General features: G+C 46.6%; 16 protein-coding genes. 6 read left to right on the top strand and 10 right to left on the bottom strand.

The genetic code is table 11. From position 1 onward, the window contains the following. Positions 1-66 precede the first annotated feature (66 nt). Positions 67-1,461, bottom strand: coding sequence for a PhoH family protein (locus AAA952_RS15030; protein WP_105250289.1), 1,395 nt, complete (start codon positions 1,459-1,461; stop codon positions 67-69). Between the two features lie 406 nt (positions 1,462-1,867). On the opposite strand from AAA952_RS15030, the gene rapA reads away from it, so the two are divergent. Both rapA and AAA952_RS15020 read left to right on the top strand, forming a co-directional pair. After that, the gene (gene rapA / locus AAA952_RS15025; RefSeq protein WP_338258197.1) at positions 1,868-4,774 is read left to right on the top strand and encodes an RNA polymerase-associated protein RapA; all 2,907 of its coding nucleotides are present in this window, start codon (positions 1,868-1,870) and stop codon (positions 4,772-4,774) included. Positions 4,775-4,997: 223 nt separating this feature from the next. Further along, positions 4,998-5,900 (top strand): DUF3530 family protein, encoded by a 903-nt coding sequence (locus AAA952_RS15020; RefSeq protein WP_338258195.1) that lies wholly within the window; start codon positions 4,998-5,000, stop codon positions 5,898-5,900. 35 nt (positions 5,901-5,935) lie between these two features. Here AAA952_RS15020 and AAA952_RS15015 read toward each other — a convergent pair whose 3' ends face one another. Next, positions 5,936-6,742: a crotonase/enoyl-CoA hydratase family protein gene (locus tag AAA952_RS15015; RefSeq protein WP_338258193.1), complete on the bottom strand. Its 807-nt coding sequence runs from the start codon at positions 6,740-6,742 to the stop codon at positions 5,936-5,938. A 577-nt stretch (positions 6,743-7,319) separates the two neighbouring features. Here AAA952_RS15015 and AAA952_RS15010 point away from each other — a divergent pair. After that, positions 7,320-8,315 carry a response regulator gene (locus tag AAA952_RS15010; protein ID WP_338258191.1) on the top strand — a complete coding sequence of 332 codons (996 nt, stop codon included), beginning with the start codon at positions 7,320-7,322 and terminating at the stop codon, positions 8,313-8,315. 18 nt (positions 8,316-8,333) lie between these two features. After that, positions 8,334-9,308: a sensor domain-containing diguanylate cyclase gene (locus AAA952_RS15005; RefSeq protein WP_338258190.1), complete on the top strand. Its 975-nt coding sequence runs from the start codon at positions 8,334-8,336 to the stop codon at positions 9,306-9,308. Between the two features lie 82 nt (positions 9,309-9,390). Here the strand turns inward: AAA952_RS15005 and rraB are convergent, their stop codons facing one another. The 6 genes from rraB to AAA952_RS14975 form a co-directional block, all read right to left on the bottom strand. Beyond that, positions 9,391-9,798 carry a ribonuclease E inhibitor RraB gene (rraB, locus tag AAA952_RS15000; RefSeq protein WP_113939164.1) on the bottom strand — a complete coding sequence of 136 codons (408 nt, stop codon included), beginning with the start codon at positions 9,796-9,798 and terminating at the stop codon, positions 9,391-9,393. Positions 9,799-9,838: 40 nt separating this feature from the next. Further along, on the bottom strand, positions 9,839-10,582 hold the full coding sequence (locus AAA952_RS14995) for a 1-acylglycerol-3-phosphate O-acyltransferase (protein WP_105250295.1): 744 nt from the start codon (positions 10,580-10,582) through the stop codon (positions 9,839-9,841). Positions 10,583-10,744: 162 nt separating this feature from the next. Further along, positions 10,745-11,545, bottom strand: a complete 801-nt coding sequence (locus AAA952_RS14990) for a metal ABC transporter permease (protein ID WP_173496258.1) — start codon at positions 11,543-11,545, stop codon at positions 10,745-10,747. A 4-nt stretch (positions 11,546-11,549) separates the two neighbouring features. Next, positions 11,550-12,458 (bottom strand): metal ABC transporter solute-binding protein, Zn/Mn family, encoded by a 909-nt coding sequence (locus AAA952_RS14985; protein ID WP_263139830.1) that lies wholly within the window; start codon positions 12,456-12,458, stop codon positions 11,550-11,552. Beyond that, positions 12,442-13,626 (bottom strand): hypothetical protein, encoded by a 1,185-nt coding sequence (locus AAA952_RS14980; protein ID WP_131523951.1) that lies wholly within the window; start codon positions 13,624-13,626, stop codon positions 12,442-12,444. Before AAA952_RS14980 ends, AAA952_RS14985 begins: the two co-directional genes overlap by 17 nt. Positions 13,627-13,707: 81 nt before the next feature. Continuing rightward, positions 13,708-13,998 (bottom strand): ABC-type zinc uptake system zinc chaperone, encoded by a 291-nt coding sequence (locus AAA952_RS14975; protein ID WP_168827349.1) that lies wholly within the window; start codon positions 13,996-13,998, stop codon positions 13,708-13,710. A 287-nt stretch (positions 13,999-14,285) separates the two neighbouring features. Between AAA952_RS14975 and AAA952_RS14970 the strand changes: the two genes are divergently transcribed. After that, a complete protein-coding gene (locus AAA952_RS14970) occupies positions 14,286-14,411 on the top strand; it encodes a hypothetical protein (protein WP_105250299.1) in 126 nt (41 codons plus the stop codon). A 145-nt stretch (positions 14,412-14,556) separates the two neighbouring features. On the opposite strand, the gene AAA952_RS14965 is transcribed toward AAA952_RS14970, so the two are convergent. Next, positions 14,557-14,886, bottom strand: a complete 330-nt coding sequence (locus AAA952_RS14965; RefSeq protein ID WP_263167869.1) for a hypothetical protein — start codon at positions 14,884-14,886, stop codon at positions 14,557-14,559. Positions 14,887-15,121: 235 nt separating this feature from the next. Here AAA952_RS14965 and AAA952_RS14960 point away from each other — a divergent pair, with 235 nt between their 5' ends. Beyond that, entirely contained in the window at positions 15,122-16,780 is a 1,659-nt protein-coding gene (locus tag AAA952_RS14960) for a mechanosensitive ion channel family protein (RefSeq protein WP_338258181.1), read from the top strand. Positions 16,781-16,864: 84 nt separating this feature from the next. Here AAA952_RS14960 and AAA952_RS14955 read toward each other — a convergent pair whose 3' ends face one another. Continuing rightward, entirely contained in the window at positions 16,865-18,577 is a 1,713-nt protein-coding gene (locus AAA952_RS14955) for a formate--tetrahydrofolate ligase (RefSeq protein WP_338258179.1), read from the bottom strand. Positions 18,578-18,652: the final 75 nt, after the last annotated feature.

Below are 18,652 nucleotides of genomic sequence, written 5' to 3'. Positions count from 1 at the left end.
ACTCCATAAAATTAAGGCCTCCATATCTGAGGCCTTAGTCATTACCCTAAATTAAACTGACCTGCTTTACAGATGCTCTTCAGCGTATTCCGCTAAGCGTGAACGCACCACGCCATTCAGATACACGTTGGCACTGCCTTCAAAGTCTTTAAAACGTTCGACAATATAGGTTAAACCTGAGGTAACAGCAGTTAAGTAGTTAGAGTCGATTTGCGCTAAGTTACCGCAACAAATCAGTTTTGTGCCTTCGCCCATACGGGTGATCATAGTTTTGATCTGCGAGGCAGTGAGGTTTTGGCATTCATCTAATAGCACTATGGAGTTTTGGATCGACCGCCCGCGCATAAAGTTTATCGACTTAAACTGAATGTTAGCCTTCTCCATGATGTAATTCATGCTGCCCGTGGGATTCACATCATTCTTATGCAGCACTTCGAGCGTATCGGTAATCGCGGCCAGCCACGGCATCATCTTCTCCTCTTCCGTGCCGGGCAAGAAGCCGATAGATTCGGCGATTTCTGGGGTGTTACGGGTGACAATCACTTTGTCGTAGCGATTACGCTCGACCACCAGTTCCAACGCCGCCGCCATGGCCAGCAAGGTTTTACCGCAACCCGCAGGGCCAGTTAAGATCACCAGATCTATATCGGGATCGAGCAGCGCCTGCAATGCCATGCCTTGATAGACGTTTTTAGGTTTAACACCCCATGCTTCGAGGTTTTTCACCCGCTCACGGCCTAAATCTAAAATATGTAAATGGGTGTCTGTGCGCTCGATAACACGACCGCAAAAATCAGACTCTGTGTCGATAAGATATTGGTTGATATAGAAATTATCATTTTCGAGGTCTTTGAGCGGTACTTCATGCACTGTATGTCTACCGTGGCGCTCGGTGGAGACCTTGTTCAAGTGCTCCCAAAAATTACCTTCAAACTGGTAAAAGCCTTTACTGAGGAAGCGGATATCATCAATCAACTGGTCAGTTCGGTAATCCTCAACCAATTGAATACCCGCACCTTTGGCTTTAAGGCGCATATTGATATCTTTGGTGACTAAGACAACGGTACGGGGATGATGTAGGTTTTGTAGATGTAGCGCGGTATTGATAATGCGATTGTCGTTTCCATCTCCAGGCAGTGCGCCTAAGGTAAAATCGACAAGGTGATCAGGGAAAATTGAGAGCGAACCGACGGCATCGGCATGACCCTCTCGGCTGGGTAAAGGGACGCCATTGATAATCTGCTCAGGAGTAGTTTCACCGCCTAGGGTATCTTCCAATGCCCTGATAGCAACCCGAGCATCACGACTCACATCACTCTTTCGATCTTTAATCTGGTCCAACTCTTCTAGCACTGTCATCGGAATGACCACATCGTGCTCTTTAAACGAATAGATCGCCAAAGGTTCATGTAGTAACACATTGGTATCCAGTACAAACAACTTTCTGTCGTCTTGTTCCATGGCGCCTCCAGAGTGCTTCATTAAAGTTTAAACACACTTTTGAGTCTCAATAAAAGTTACACGGCTCCTATTACTGGCTAAGCATATGGCAAAGAATGATCATAAGGTTCAAGTTGATAGCACTTTACTCGCACTTAAACCTTAAGTTGATATTGGCACCAAACTCACAAGATAACAATACAGCAACCATTGTTTACCTTACAGACTCGAAGCAGTGTATAACCGCGGATGTGACATTAGCGTGACAGTTTCATGTACTGACATGACAATTTTGTCGCTTGTACAATTTGTAATCTAGCACTCTGGGAATTAGGCTCTAACGGGTGAGAGGGCGATTTAAATATCACGAGTATTGGTATAACATACGCGCCCTTTGTTAGAGTCCGCCTAGAAATGAGAATTTAAGATGCCGTTCGCCTTAGGTCAACGTTGGATAAGTGATACCGAGTCAGAGCTTGGTTTAGGAACTGTGGTTCAAGTAGAAGGCCGTATGGTCACTGTATTATTCCCTGCCACGGGTGAGAACCGCATGTTCTCCCGAGCAGAAGCCCCTCTGACACGCGTTATATACAATCCCGGCGATTCGGTTGAAAGCCATGAAGGCTGGAGCCTTGCGGTCAGTGAATTGACCGAGAAAGACGGGATAGTGATCTATCACGGCATTCACAGTGAGACAGGCGAGCAAGCTACCCTGCGTGAAACCCTGCTGAACCACAATATTCGTTTCAACAAACCCCAAGACCGTTTATTTGCTGGCCAAATCGATCGCCTCGACCGTTTTGGTGTGCGTTATCAATGCCAAATGTTGCGCCACAAACTGGCCTCATCGGATTTGCTGGGTCTGCAAGGTCCACGTGTTGGACTTATTCCACATCAAATGTGGATTGCCCATGAAGTCGGCCGTCGCTATGCACCGCGTGTACTGTTAGCCGATGAAGTGGGTTTAGGTAAAACCATTGAAGCAGGTCTGATTATTCACCAACAACTGCTGACCGGCCGCGCCGAACGCATTCTGATTATCGTGCCCGATACTCTGCGCCATCAGTGGTTAGTGGAAATGCTGCGCCGCTTTAATCTGCGTTTTTCGGTATTCGATGAAGACCGTTGTGTGGAAGCCTATGCCGATCATGACAATCCTTTCTACACAGAACAGTTAGTGATTTGTTCACTCGAATTACTGCGTAAGAAAAAACGTCTTGATCAAGCCCTAGATGCCGATTGGGATCTGTTAGTGGTTGACGAAGCGCACCACTTAGAATGGACCGAAGAAGCGCCAAGCCGCGCCTATCAAGTGGTTGAAGCATTAAGCGAAGTCATCCCAGGCGTTTTGCTGTTAACCGCAACACCCGATCAACTCGGCCATGAGAGTCACTTCGCCCGTTTGCGTCTGCTCGATCCGGATCGTTTCTACGATTACGATGCTTTCTTAGCTGAAGAAGACAGTTATAAAGACGTCGCCATTGCCGCCGAAGCCTTGGCTGGTAACGCTAAATTACCCGATGCAGCCATCAACAGCTTGACCGAATTACTGGGCGAGAAAGACATCAGCCCAAGTATTCGTTTAATCCAAGCCGAGGGTATTGATGCCGAAGTACAACAGGCCGCCCGCAGCGAATTACTGCAAGAATTACTTGACCGTCACGGTACTGGCCGCGTGTTATACCGAAACAGCCGCGCCTCAGTAAAAGGCTTTCCAAAGCGTTTCTTTAACGCTTACCCACACGCCATGCCAGATCAATATCAAACAGCCGCACGCGTCAGCGGCATGATGGGCGGACACAAGTCATTAGAGGCGAAAGCGGCGCAAGCCCTAAGCCCTGAAAAACTGTATCAAGAATTTGAAGATAACAGCGCCAGTTGGTGGAAGTTCGATCCCCGTGTGGATTGGTTAATCGAGTTCTTAAAATCACACCGCAGCAAAAAAGTGCTGATCATCGCCAGCCAAGCGGAAACGGCCCTTAGCCTAGAAGAAGCCCTGCGTACCCGCGAAGGGATTCAAGCAACGGTATTCCACGAAGGCATGTCGATTATCGAGCGCGATAAAGCCGGCGCTTACTTTGCCCAAGAGGAAGGCGGCGCACAGGCGCTGATCTGTTCTGAAATTGGTTCTGAAGGTCGTAACTTCCAGTTTGCCAGCCACTTAGTGCTGTTCGATCTGCCACTAAACCCCGATCTATTGGAACAGCGAATCGGTCGTTTAGACCGTATCGGCCAGAAAAATGATATCCAAATTCACTTGCCATACCTTGAAGATACCGCCCAAGAACGTTTGATGCAGTGGTATCACCAAGGGCTGAACGCCTTTGAACTCACTTGTCCGAGTGGTCATGTGCTTTACAGTGAATTTGCCGAAGATCTGCTAAACGTGCTTGTGGGTGATGACAGCGATGAGCTGACAAACCTGCTCAATCACACCCAGAGCCGTTATAAAGAACTCAAGCACGCCATGGAGCAAGGCCGCGACAAGCTGCTGGAAATCAACTCACACGGCGGCGAGAAGGCACTGGCAATCGTCAACCGCCTTGCCCAAAGTGACGGTGATACTCATTTAATCGGCTCAGTGATCCGTCTGTGGGATATTATCGGTGTTGATCAAGAAGATAAGGGTGAAAACTCGATTATTCTACGCCCGAGTGAGCACATGATGTTCCCAACTTACCCTGGCTTGCCAGAAGATGGCGTGACGGTAACCTTTGATCGTGACACAGCGTTATCACGCGATGATATTGCGCTGATCACCCAAGAGCATCCGCTGGTGCAAACGGGACTCGATCTGATCACTGGTTCTGAAACTGGCACCACCAGCGTCGCGATTCTGAAGAATAAAGCCCTGCCAGCAGGTACCTTATTCTTAGAACTCATCTACATGGCCGATGCTTCAGCACCTAAGTCAAGCCAGCTGTACCGTTATTTACCGCCTACCCCCATTCGCGTGTTGTTGGATAAAAACGGTAACGACCTATCGGCTAAGGTGGATTACGCCAGTTTCGATAAGCAATTAAGCGCGGTGAATCGTCACATTGGCGGCAAGTTAGTCACGGCATCTCAGCCTATTTTGCATCCGTTATTTGCTAAGGGTGAAGAATATGCTCAAGTGGTTGTCGATGAGATGGTCGCCCAAGCCAGAGAGAAAATGACTCAGCAACTGAGCGCAGAGCTTGATCGTTTAGAGTCACTTAAAGCTGTGAACCCCAATATCCGTGAGGAAGAATTGGAATACCTGCGCAACCAGATGCAAGAGTTAAACACTTATCTGGATGCCAGCCAGTTACAACTCGATGCGATCCGTATGGTCCTCGTCAGCCACGTATAGACCCAAGCGGAACAGCAGGTTTCAATCAATTAGCCCAGCCTCAGCGTTGGGCTTTTTTATGCCCTGTGGCTTTCGATTCCAAGTGGCCTTTTATTACAAGTGGCTTTTTATACTAAATGACAGGTGCAATTCTTTGGCGAGGAAAATTCACTTTTTGGTAATTGTTCAGGTTATACTCAAACACTGATGAATTTATGAGACTACACAGGTGGTTATCAATTCTATGCCGCGCATTCTTTCACTCCTCTTTTGCCTCATTCTCGGCATCACAACCATCGCTACCCACGCGGCAGACACGACAACAACTCCGCCAACATCCGCGCCAGCCGAAATCAGTGCCAAAAAGTCGAATAACAGCTATCTACCCACAAATGAAATTAAACAAATCACGATTAATAATCAGCCCTACGATTTGTTAGTGCGACCATGGGAAGGTAAAAAGAAACTTGGTGCGGCGATAATCCTGCCCGCCACCAATGGTACCGCAGACGCGCCTGGATTGATGGCGTTTGTACGCCGCAATATCAATCCTGCTGGTTGGGCCAGCTTAAGTTTAACTCCGCCAACAGAAATGCCCGCAGCTAACTTTGCCACCGCCGCCACTGAAGTGACCTCGCCTGGCGCCGCGCAATTAAGCTCACCGTCCAACAAACCAAGCCCTAAAATCAAGCCCGAAGATAACAGCAAGCATCTGCAAGAGCAGGAAGATTTTCTAGTCAAAAGCATGTCGCAGTTAGATGCCGTCGGTGCAGATTATGCGGGAAAACGTATTTTGATCACCGCAGACCAAAGTGCAGGATTATTGATTAGCCTATTAAGCCAGAAGAAGATTGCCGATCCCGATGTGCTGATTGTCATCAATCCCTATCGAGAAGACGAACAGCGTAATCAAGCACTCGCGGAGCAACTGGCAAAACTTACGCTGCCCATTTTAGATATTCAATCACCAGACGGTCACCCAGCCTCATTGGAGACGGCCGACAATCGCAAAAAACTCGCGGTGACCTTAGAAAGCCCTAACTATCGCCAAACTACCCTAGCGCTCAATTTAGATAACGAGAGCGCATGGCAGAATTGCTTAAATGCGATTAAAGGCTTTTCTGCCCGAATGAGCGGCGCGCATTAAAAACGGCGATTCAAGCTAATTCAGACAAAATAGCATTACCAACCCGATTGGCGATCCCGATAGGGTTTCTGCGGATCTTTCAGCTGACGCGTCGCCGCTATCTTGCTATTTTTGCCTAACAATAACCGAATCTGACTAATAGACTCGCGGCACAGCAGGCTACGGATAGAAGCAGTCCAACTGCGATTAATGCTAAGTTTGATGGCCGCAGCTGCATCCGGTGAGGTTTGCATCAGTTGCCGCGCCAATTGCTCAGCGGCTTCCATGGGCGTCTCACTCACTTGTGTCACGAGTCCTAAAGCTAGCGCTTCATGACTATCAAGCACTTTTGCCGTCAGGCTAAGTAACATGGCTTGATCCTTAGGCATAATTTGCCTTAATGCGACTAAACCCGCCATATCCGGCACAAGTCCCCATTTCGCTTCCATGATAGATAACTTACTGTCGTGGCTAGCAATACGCACATCTGCGCCTAAAGCGATCTGCATACCGCCGCCATAGCAACAGCCCTCAAGCACGGCAATCACTGGCACAGGCAAGGTTTGCCAACCTAGTGACACCCGCTGTGCCAAATTCGCATTCCCCGGTAAGCCCTTAAACAGTAACTTAACTGCCTGCATCGGTGCCGACATGACGCTTTTAACATCGAGCCCAGAGCTAAAATGCCCACCCGCTCCCGAGAGGATCACGGCTAGCACCGCACGATTGGATTTAATACTTTTAATCGCGCAGTCAAGCTCACTAAACATTAAATAGTTAATAGCATTCATTTTTTCAGGACGATTAAGCAACACGTAGGCGATGCCATCATCGATTTTAACTTGTACACTTTGGCCACTCATGAAATATTCCGTTACTGGTCAGTCCAGAATAAATGTTAACACGTTTGGCATAATTCACTAAAAGATATAACATGAGCCTGTTTTTTGACTTAAGTCAAAATATTGCCAATTCCATCATGGATTGAAGGTAACTTATGTTAGGCTGTCATCACTACGTGCAGTAATCCTAATGTATTTTTCGATTAGATAGCCTTAGCAAGCTCAATAATTAAGCGTATTTAACCGCTAGCTATTTAACTGCTAGCTATTTAACTGCTAAAAATCGACACCAGTATCGCAATGCTACCTGCAGCGAAGGATGATTGGGCAGCAATATATGGATTCTATAGTCCTTTTTTAGTCACTATATCCTTGTTATTTACTCAACATTAGCCAGTTCGATTTAAGATTCAGCATGATTTGATTCAACAATGATTCAAATTTTAATGCCACCAAAAAATATAAATTTATCAATGATATCTATAAGTTACATATAAAAGATATTAATCAGACTTGCCCGAAGAACGCAATTCGTCAGTCAGACCTAAAAAATAAGTGTTATCTTCAATAAATGGGCAAATAAGGATCACTAGTCAGCATGTCAATATCTGTACTCATCTGTGACGATTCCGCCATGGCACGTAAGCAAATGGCCCGCACACTTCCCAAAGAGTGGGATGTGGAAATAACTTATGCGACCAATGGTGCCGAAGGCCTTGATGCCATCCGCGCTGGAAAAGGCGAAGTGGTGTTTCTCGATCTCAACATGCCTGTAATGGACGGTTATGAAGTACTGCAAACCGTGCAGCAACAGGACTTACCCGCGCTGATTATTGTGGTATCCGGCGATATTCAAATCAAAGCTCACGAGCGGGTTAAAGCCTTGGGTGCGTTAGATTTTATTCAAAAACCGGTGAGCGCCGATGCCATCAGCAACATTTTGCAAGATTACGGCATCTTAACGCTGACGCAGAAAGATCTCACCGATGAAGTCCCGATGATCAAAGTCGACATGCGCGACGCTTGCCAAGAAATAGCCAACGTTGCCATGGGACGCGCCGCCGATCTGTTAGCTAAGTTACTCGATGTATTCGTATTACTACCTATCCCTAATGTGAACGTGCTTGAAGTCAGTGAGTTAACCATGGCGCTCAAAGCCACGGAAGAAAGCTCAACCGTATCCGCACTCTGCCAAGGTTTTATCGGTGCGGGTATTGCGGGAGAGGCCCTGCTCTTGTTCCATGATTCCAGCTTTAAAGACATGGCCAAGTTGATGGGATTAGCTAATCCAGAAGACAAAAATACTGAGATAGAAGTCCTGATCGATACTGGAAACGTACTGATAGGCGCTTTCCTTAACGGCATTTCTGAACAGCTCGACATGAAATTTAGTCAGGCTCACCCTGTCGTGCTGGGACGGCACTGCACGGTTAACGATCTGATCCATGATAATTCAGAGAAATGGCACCGAACTTTGGCAATGGAGATCAACTATCGGATTGAAGATTATAATATTCAATGCGATTTGCTACTGCTCTTCACCGAGGATTCTATCCCCACACTTAGCTATAAACTCGGCTATTTACTCGATTAACCAGTTGGATTTTATCCTATGTCAAATGACCAAAGCGCAATGAACGAACTACACTGGCTCATCGATATGGTGCAAACCATAGAGGTGGGATTAGTGGTATTAGATCGCCATTACAATATCCAGCTGTGGAACGGTTTTATGGAGAATCACAGTGGTGTTTCCCCTAATTCGATCAAAGGTCAAAACCTATTTACCCGCTTCCCCGATCTGCCTGCCACTTGGTTAAAGCAGAAAATGGAATCGGTTTTTATGCTTAAAAACCGAGCCTTTATCAGCTGGGAACAACGGCCGTACGTTTTCCAATTTAAAAACTATCGCCCGATTACAGGCCGTGCAGACTATATGTACCAGAACGTGACCCTGCTGCCGCTGGCATCGCTCACGGGACAAGTGACCCATATCAGTGTGATTATTTATGACGTGACAGATATCGCCATCAACAAATTGCAACTTAAAGCTGCCAACGAGCAACTCGAACGCCTTAGCCAAACAGATGGTCTAACTCAGTTGCATAATCGTCGTCATTGGCAAGAGTGCTTAGACCACGAGTACGACTTGTATGCCCGCTACTCAGGTATAGCAAGTTTAGCCATGATAGATATCGATAACTTTAAACATATCAACGACAGCTATGGTCATGTGGCGGGTGATAAAGTCATTCAGCATATTGCGCACTTACTCAGCCAATCCTTACGTGATACCGACTGTGCAGGACGTTATGGCGGCGAAGAATTTGCGGTTGTATTGCCTAAAACCAGCGGCGCAGATGCGATGAACTTTACCGAGCGACTCAGGGAGAAAATCGCCGCATCCGTCATAGTGTATGAAAGCCTTAAGATTACTGTGACGGTAAGTTTAGGCGTATGTGAAATTGGCTCCCATATTACCAGCAGTTCTAGCTGGATCTCCTGCTCCGATAAAGCCCTGTACGAAGCGAAACAAAAAGGCCGTAACTGCAGTGTTTTACATACGAGTAAAACAAGTAAATCCTAAGTATACCCAATAAAAATGCCCATCAATGATGGGCATTTTTATTTAAAACAAGTGAAGATTAAACTCGAGATCCACCAACGAATTAATGAGGAAAACCATCATCTTCTTCGTCTTCATCTTCTTCGTCATCCATTTCATCGCCGACGAAATAAGTACCCCAACCGTCATATTCCACTTTCTGCTTTACCGCTAATTGCAGCAATTGCTCGGCCGCTTTGTCCAGTAATTCAACATCCAGTTTGTGGTGTGCGACAGCATCGAAACAGAAGATAATTGAACCATCCTCCAGTTCCATTTCTTCAGCGTCGTTTACCTCAAAACCTAATTTAAAGGCATCTACTGCGGCTTTTTCAAGACGGTCAAAATTGGTCGATGAAAAGTGATGCTCAATAACATATTCCGCATCAGGCTCTGAGCCATCGTCAAGCAGGGCTTGCACTATGTCACGATTCTCTGCAAGTTGGGCTTTTAACTGACTTTCAATAGACATGGATTTGTCTCCGTTAAGGTAAATCTGGCTCAAATTGGCATTATACGTCATCACTCGCGAGAGTTTTACCCATAAGTGCTGCCGCTTCTTGATTTATCTCAGCAAATCTCGCCGACATGCTGGCATGGATTTGCGCAGAGAAGTTTTTCACATCGGCTTTATCTAAACCTGCGGTCGGCACAGGTGCCATCATATCGATGATGACGACACCGTTATTCCAGCGATTTAACTTAATATGGCTCTGACACGAAGCAACCACTGGCACCACTGGCACTCCCGCCGCGATTGCAGTATGGAAAGCTCCCGCTTTAAAAGGTAACAGACCACGACCACGCGAACGTGTACCTTCAGGAAAAATCCATACGGATAGATTCTTCTGCTTAATTTTTTCAACCGTTTTAGCCATAGTATCAAAGGCACTGTGACGGTTTTTACGGTCGATAAGAATATTACCTGACAACCAATAGATTTGACCGAATAGCGGCATCCACGCCAAACTCTTCTTGCCTAAACTCACTGTACCTTTAGGAACTGCTGTCGTGTGAGTAAAGAGATCAAAGTTATTCTGATGATTTGCTAAGAAAATATACGGGCCGTCCTGCACATCTTCGTGCCGGCGAACAATCACTTTAATCCCAAGGATTGGCGCAACCGATGAGAAGATCTTGGCGAACATATGTACATTGTCGCGATGGCGAGGCCTTAATAAACACACTAAGCCACCAAAAATAAAGGCAAGCAACAAGGATACCGCCAACAACATTGATCTGACGATTAAAAGCACGATTTACTCCGACTGTAAAAGTGGCGACAGTATAGCCACCATGGCTTTGGGACTCAATATATTGTTTACATCTGTAAGCTGACTTGCTAACAAGCAAGCAAAAAAAGCCCATCGATATACTGAACCTCCAGTGTATCGATGGGCTTTAAGATTAATATCGAACTAAGCGTGGTGCTTGGGTAGGATTTCAGACTCAGTTGCCTGAGGCGAGACTTTACTTAACACAAAGCGGATCACTAAGGCACTCACGGCCAAAGTCGCGACAATTGCCGCACCACTAGGGAGGTCTAAGGTCGCCGATAGAACTAAGCCCAAAACATAGCCCAGTAAACCGACGAGGTAAGCGTAAAATAGCCGACCTTTACCACGGTACTTGTTCAACGCTAAAGCTGGCAATATCAAGGTACTGAACACCAGATAAACGCCCACTAATTCCACCGATAAGGTAATCACTAGCGCAAATAGCAGATAAAATCCTGCCCCGTCCAACATCTGGGGGCGCAGGAATATCGCTAATAACACCAGTGAATACACTACGGCCGGCAAAATCAGTTGTGACCAACTCACCCACAGGATCTGACCTGACATCAATTGCTTTAACAACTCGGCGCCATGTGGGTCGTTTGCCAGCAACAGCATTGCGGCCACCGCAGACAAGACGTAAAAGCAGCCAATCATAGCCTCCAACTCACCCGCCATACGCTTAGCTAACCAAGCGATAAACCCTGCACCCGCAAGGGCAAACAGCGCTGGCATCCACACATTAGCAAACGGCATGTCTTCTAATCTGTGGTCCATGTGAGCGACGATGGCACCTAAGGCAGCAACTTGCGCTATCGCTAAATCTATAAAGATGATGCCACGCTTAAGCACTTGTCTCCCAAGTACAATATGCGTCGACAACACTAAGATCCCCGCTGCCAATGCAGGTAACAGAATCGACATTAGCTCAAGATCAAACATAGGTTTATTTCACTCCATTTAAGAGGGAAATCACGCTGTCATACAGGCTAAATAAATCTTGGCTCTTATCATTCCCCCCCACAGACATAGGCAGCATTACCACGGGCAAGTTCGCTTTTTCACCCAGCCATTTTGCACCGCGCTCATCCTGATAAGAGGCCACAACTACGGCCAGAATATCCCCCTGCTCGGCGCGCGTCAGCAGACTCGCTAAGTGGCCGCTAGTGGGGGCTAAACCCGGTTTTGGCTCTAAATCTGCCACTTGCTCGATACCAATCCAGTTGAATAAGTATCTGAAGCTTGAGTGGTAAGCGATCACTTTTTTACCTTGTAATCCCTTAGCTTGCGCTTCCCAACGCGGGACTGCGGCTTGCCAGCGAGTAGTAAAATCTGCCAGTGACTGTTGATAATCTGCCGCGCCAGCAGGATCTAACTGAACCAGCTTCGCACTCAATGCCGTGGCGACTTTTAACAGTCGCGTCGGGTCAAAATGAATATGTGGATTGCCTTGAGCATGCACATCCCCCATGCTGCGATCGACACTGGCCAGTTTATCTAAGGTCTCGATTTGATCGGCAGCGAAAAACAAGCCTTGCTCAGTCGAGCGCACTTTTGCGTTTGCCGACTTCATCTGCAGCATAGGCAACCAACCCACTTCAAGATCGGCACCTGCGCACACCACAAGATCCGCCTGACGCATTTTAGCGATCAAACTCGGACGCGCCTGCACTTGGTGAGGGTCTTGTAATGCCGTCGTTGCCGAATAGATGCTAGCCGTTGGAGCAAGCTCCTTGGTCAATGCCGCGTATTCAGGTTCACAGGCAAACACATTCAGCTCGGCATGGGCCAAACCAGTATAAGTGACAGATAAGGCCACAGCGGCCAATTTAGCTAAATTAGAATTGATGCGCACCGTGAGCCCCCAGAGACATAATATATTGAATAGTGAAGATGTTATCGTCTTCTATTCCATCGAAGTTAGTACCCTTTTGATTGGTATACTGGAAACGAACCGTCGAGAAGTGGCTAGAATGCCAAGCCAAACTCACCTCAGATTCCTTCAACTTTTGCCCATGAAAATGATCGCCATGGAGCTCTTGCGTATCAGCTTCACCATAACGCACACCCGCTGACCAGCTCGGCGTGAATTGGTACACACTGCTCAGATACCAACCTTGGTGGTAATCTTGGCTCGGTGCATCCTCAGGATGTAAATCGATAGGTGTAAAATCGCTCACGCGGTAGTACTCACCGCTCACAGTGAGATTTTGATATTTGTAGTTACCGTTAGGCGCCCACTTATACACAAAATCAGCACCATAGGTATTTTTACCTGTGTAAGATGCGGCATGGCTATGACCTTCGTGCTCATCACCATGGGCATGCTCATCTTCATGTTCCCCTTCTTCATGGGCAGTCACTTGGCCATTTTCGTTGCGCAAGTAACTCAACCCCGCTTGCCATGAGCTGTTATCGCCTATGTCGCCACCAATTTTTGAGTACAAGGTATAAACGCCGACCTTCTTAAACTCACGCTCACCATGCTCATCGGCAGCATGTAAACTATCGCCCTTAAAGGCTTCAACGCCCATTGTCCAATACAAGTCCGTCGGCGCTACGTAGTTAAAACGTATACCGTCATCAAAATAATGTCCCCCTAAGAATGCACGGTAAACCACAGGACGGTCGGTGAAGGAATCAGTATGTAAGTGTTGGTTATTGAGGTAACCAATGTCCGATAAGAAACGGCCACCACGGATAGAAAACCCCGCTGGCATCGCCATGGTTTGAATAAAGGCTTCTTCCAGATTCAGTTCAGTCTCACCGTCATGCATTTCAACTACTGCGGTGATTTTACCGTAAAACATATCATCGATATTGGCACTCATCGCCAGTTCAGTTTCACCTAAACCAAAGCCATCTGGACTCTCGGCTAATGGGCGTTCTCCCGTCTGATAATATCCATTTAGCACACCACTGATATTAGGGTTGGTCAAGCTCGAGTCTTCAGCAAATAAGCTAGGCGAAACGAGCGCACACGCCAAAGCCACCAAAGAAATTCGGGTATTTAAAACAGTCATGATATCTCCAAAATACAACTAGCACTCGACGACCGATGTTAAGTCATCAAGAAATACAATAAGTTAAAATTTTAAGTTGATTTAGAGAGCGAAGGGAGGCGCACGACTGCGATAAACACTGACGTGTTCAAAAATAGAGGAAGGTAAAATAAATTCGACCACATCGAAATGCTGTATAGCTAAATTCAGCGTCAGCGGATGGGTCAATAAAATCTTGTTGAGTTGGTGCTGATGGAAGCACAGGGTACAGTGAGTCTTAGCGCCATCATCAAGATGGGTCACACTATGAGCTGAGGCAGCAAGAGACAGCAATATCAGTACGGCAGCAAGCCATATCGAAATTGTGCGTCTAATGTGACTTTTAAGTCTCACTCAGTCGTCCCCATAGTTAAAAAGTTGCATAAGTCTATGTCAGTGCCATAGCAAGTTGCAATAAGGTAATCGCTTTGCAAAAGGTTACAAGATATTTGAGGTACCCAGTCTTACCAATAACTTCTTGTTTCAATAGCGGTAGGAACTTGTGAGAACTCAGGTAAAAAACGCATTTAAGATTAGCTTAAGTGAGTGTAACTATAGTGTATTTAGTTTTTATGTCTGCGAGCACAATGACGAAATCAAGCTCGATATGGCTCCGTTTTATCCACCTAAAGGCAACTATTATGCTAGCATTTTTTCGTGAAAACTTAGGGCTTATCTTAGGGATAGTCATCTTCAGCGCGGTGATATTTGGTGGTATTTATTACGTTGAGCACTCCTTAACGAGCCAAGAACAAGTCGTGCAGTAAATAAAGACTCATTAAGCGCGGCTGCAATTCACCCCTTAAATCCTCTTCGTTGCATTTTGAGCGCCCGCTAAAGGCGCTCAAATGATGTTCGTCTCTGGAAAATTTACCGCCGATTTTCCTATCCATAACGAATCCACTTATTAGCCTAACGATACTTCTGCCTTTGATCGCTATCATCGACTTGCTCGGGCGCTTCAATGGTGATGACTTGATCCATAAAATGGCTCACAAACAACAACATCAACGAAAAAATCATTACAGGGATCGCAAAATACCGCACAGAGGCATCAAAGTAACTGTATCCCGCCATAAACACACTCAAATAAAATCCTAATAACTTGAGTTTAGCCAATGTTGGGCTGCGGCCTAACCAAGCCGCACAATGGGGGCAACGCACTTGGGCGTCGAAACCTTTGCCTCTTTGCTGGCTAATGTCACTGACCTTGATGTATTGATTACAATGGGAACACAACATGAAAACACGATTCCTAAATAACGATGCGCAAGTTTACCAGATACCGACTAGAGTTCGGCCTGTAAATACCCAAAATGTCGGAAAAAGCAGATAAAGCACCGCACTCAAGGTTAAGCTCAAATCAACCCTTCCCTAAAAAAGTTTAATTCCAAGGGCTATTTCACTCGCAGATATTTTACAGTAGATCCGGCAACATCTATCATACTCAGACATATTTCTACTTAAGATCACTCCTATGCACCGCTACCTCGCTCTCGTGTTTGCCCTGCTAATACCACTACTGAGCCTTTCATCCCAAGCGCAAACTGAACCTGTCGCTGCAACCGAAAGCCCATTAAGCACTCCTGTAACGCTCAAGGCAGAACTGGCAATGCTGCAACAGGCTATCGATACGGATATACGTAAACTAAAAAATGCCAAAGGCGAATTGAAGACAATTGTTGAATATCGAATTCAAAACAAAACCTTACAGTTACGTAATAAGATTAAAGATCTGCTCGAAGCAACACCAATCGACAAGGCTTTTCTGCAGCCATTAATCCAAGGACAACTTAACTACATCCAACAAATTGATGCTTATATCGATGTCAACATTAGTAAATTGGAACAGCAATTAGGTTCAAGCACAGATGATGCGACTCTGCTGGAAATATCAAAGCGCGAATTAGAAAAAGACACCTATTACAAGCAACAACTCGAGACGCTCACTTGGCTCGAACAAGTTGGCCAAGATATTAGCGAAGCACAAAAATCACTGATGCAAATTTTAGTAGCACGTGCCGATACGCTAGAAAGTTTAGTGACTTATACCCAGCAACAACTACAAGCAGCAATCGATACCGCAACCAATGCAGGTAAAGATGTCACTTCGGCGCAAACCAGCCAAGTAATGATGCTAAAGGAACGCTTAGCACAGAATAGTCAGAGCTTAAATATCGACATCAGCCTACTCGACGCCTTAGGCCATGATACCGCCGCGCTGAAAAAGACACTCTTTAGTGTTTCAGGTGATATAACTCAAGATGTGTTGAACTTTGATGTGGCATCAAGCCTCGTTGAGCAGTGGCTAAATACGGCACAAGAACAAGCGATTAATCACGGCCCAACCGTCGTGTTTAAGTTATTTGTTTTCTGTTTGATCTTGTTTATTGCGGGTCTCGCCGGCAAGTTAGCCAAACAGATAGTGAAAAATACCGTTAGCAATTCTAAGTTGAATTTAAGTAAGTTATTACAAGACTTCTTCACCTCGCTATCAGGTAAAGCCGTCTTTACTATCGGGCTGTTAATTGCCCTTTCACAGCTTGGGATCGAACTTGGTCCCTTGCTCGCAGGCTTTGGTATCGCGGGTGTTATTATTGGTTTTGCCCTGCAAGATACCCTGTCGAATTTCGCCTCAGGCATGATGATCTTAATTTACCGTCCCTATGATGTGGGCGATTTGATCAACGCCGCTGGCGTCACCGGACGCGTCAGTCACATGAGCCTTGTCTCCACCACGATTAAAACCATGGATAACCAACGTCTTATTATTCCTAATAATAAGATTTGGGGTGACACAATTAACAACATCACAGCTGAGCATCAACGTCGAGTCGATATGACCTTTGGGATCAGTTATAGCGACAGCATCGAACAAGCTGAAGCGATTCTCAAGTCCATCGTCGAAGCGCATCCTAAGGTACAACCATTGCCAGAACCGACGATTAAACTACATCTATTGAGCGAATCTTCGGTCGACTTTATCGTTCGCCCTTGGGCAAAACCGGAAGATTACTGGGAAGTATATTGGGACATTACCCGCGAAGTGAAAATGCGCTTTGACGCCGAAGGGATCAGTATTCCCTTCCCACAGCGTGATGTGCATATCTATCAAACCACGAAATCATCGCTTTAAACCAGCGTTAAACGAGAGAAGAAGGGCGTTGCAATGAGCTCGCCCTTATTTTTATCTCTGGCCTATAAATCTCTGCATCAAGTGTTAGCCTAAGCCGACTATCTCACCTTGCGCATCAATATCAATTTTTAAGTAACCCGGTTTCAGCCCTAGTCCTGGCATAGTCATCACATTCCCCACCAAGGCGGTAATAAACCCCGCACCAGCATGCAAGACTAAACCCCGCACTGGGATCTCAAAGTCCTGAGGAACGCCCTTTAAGCTAGGATCGTGACTAATAGATAACGGCGTTTTGGCCATACACAGGGGCAAATGTCCATAACCTAATACGGTCAGCTGCTGCGCCTGTTGTTTTGCCTCGATAGAAAGGCTAACGCCCGCTGCGCCATACCCCACCTCGGCTAAGGTGGATAACTTAGCCTCCAATGAGGCTTCATCTGAATATAACAGCTTGAACTGACTCTCGGTTTCAGCGGCGCGAACCACAGTCTGCGCTAAGGCGACAGCGCCCGCCTCCCCTTGGCTAAAAGCATCGCTGACCTCACAGCCAAAGGCGCTGCTCGCGTTGACGGCTTCAGTTAGCCATTGCAACTCGGCATCAGTGTCAGTGGCGAAACGGTTAATGGCAACCACCACAGGAATACCATAGCGAGCCACATTGTTGATATGCCAGTTTAAATTTGCAAAGCCTGCTTCGAGTCGAGCATGATCTGGTAGATTGATATCTGACTCAGACACCAAACCACTATTGGCCTTCAGCGCTTTTAAAGTAGTGACCAGCACAGCGGCAGCGGGCACCTGACCCGATTGACGCACTTTGATATTACAGAACTTTTCAAAGCCCATATCTGATCCAAAACCAGCTTCAGTCACCACAAAATCCGCCAGTCTGAGGGCGATATCATCAGCAATAATGGATGAATTACCGTGGGCAATATTGGCAAAGGGTCCCGCATGGATCAGACAAGGTGAACCATTTAAAGTCTGCATTAACGTCGGCTTTATCGCATCCGCCATGATGGCCGTCATCGCACCAGCGACACCTAAGTCTTCGGCGGTAATCACTTGCCCTTGGGTATTTAACGCCAGCACTAGACGACCGATCCGCGCCCGCATATCTGCCAAATCATGGCTTAAGGCTAAAATCGCCATCAACTCAGAGGCGGCGGTGATATCAAAACTGGATGCGTACTCTGGGCCATTATTATCGCCTAAGCCCACCTGGATTTGCCTAAGACAGCGATCGTTGTGATCGACCACTCGGTGCCAACGGATCTCACTGGGATCTATATCCAAAAACGCTTGCCCAGATTGCGCCTCAAATTCCGCCTTACCTAAGCGCGCTTCATGAAATAGCCGCGCCGCAATCGCCGCAGCCCCTAAATTGTGGGCACTGCTCACGGCATGAATATCACCCGTGAGATGCAAATTCATCTCCTGCATGGGTACCACTTGCGCATAACCGCCACCCGCAGCGCCACCTTTCACCCCAAATACAGGCCCCATGCTGGGCTGGCGAATACAGACACAGGCCTTTTTGCCTATGGCATTTAACGATTGCGTTAAGCCAATGCTCGTCACTGTTTTACCTTCACCGTGGGGCGTAGGCGTGACTGCGGTGACGATAATCAATTTGCCTTTGCGCTGCCCAGCCAAACGCTGCAACACACTGAGCTCGACCTTGGCTTTAGTGTGACCAAATTGCATCATCTCTTCGGGTAATAGACCTAAGTCGGCGCCCAGTTCATTAATGTCTTTTAGGCTAGCGCGATTCGAAATATCCATATCTGTCAGCATGCGTCGATTTCTCCCTTTCAAATACGCTTTGGTTTAGTATGAGGGGTTGCTAAGCACAACACTCATTGAATAGGG

It is taken from the genome of Shewanella sp. M-Br, assembly GCF_036245925.1.
Taxonomy (GTDB): domain Bacteria; phylum Pseudomonadota; class Gammaproteobacteria; order Enterobacterales; family Shewanellaceae; genus Shewanella; species Shewanella oncorhynchi.
The sequence above is the reverse complement of the archived record's forward strand: the minus strand, read 5'-3'. Positions and strand labels throughout refer to the sequence as shown.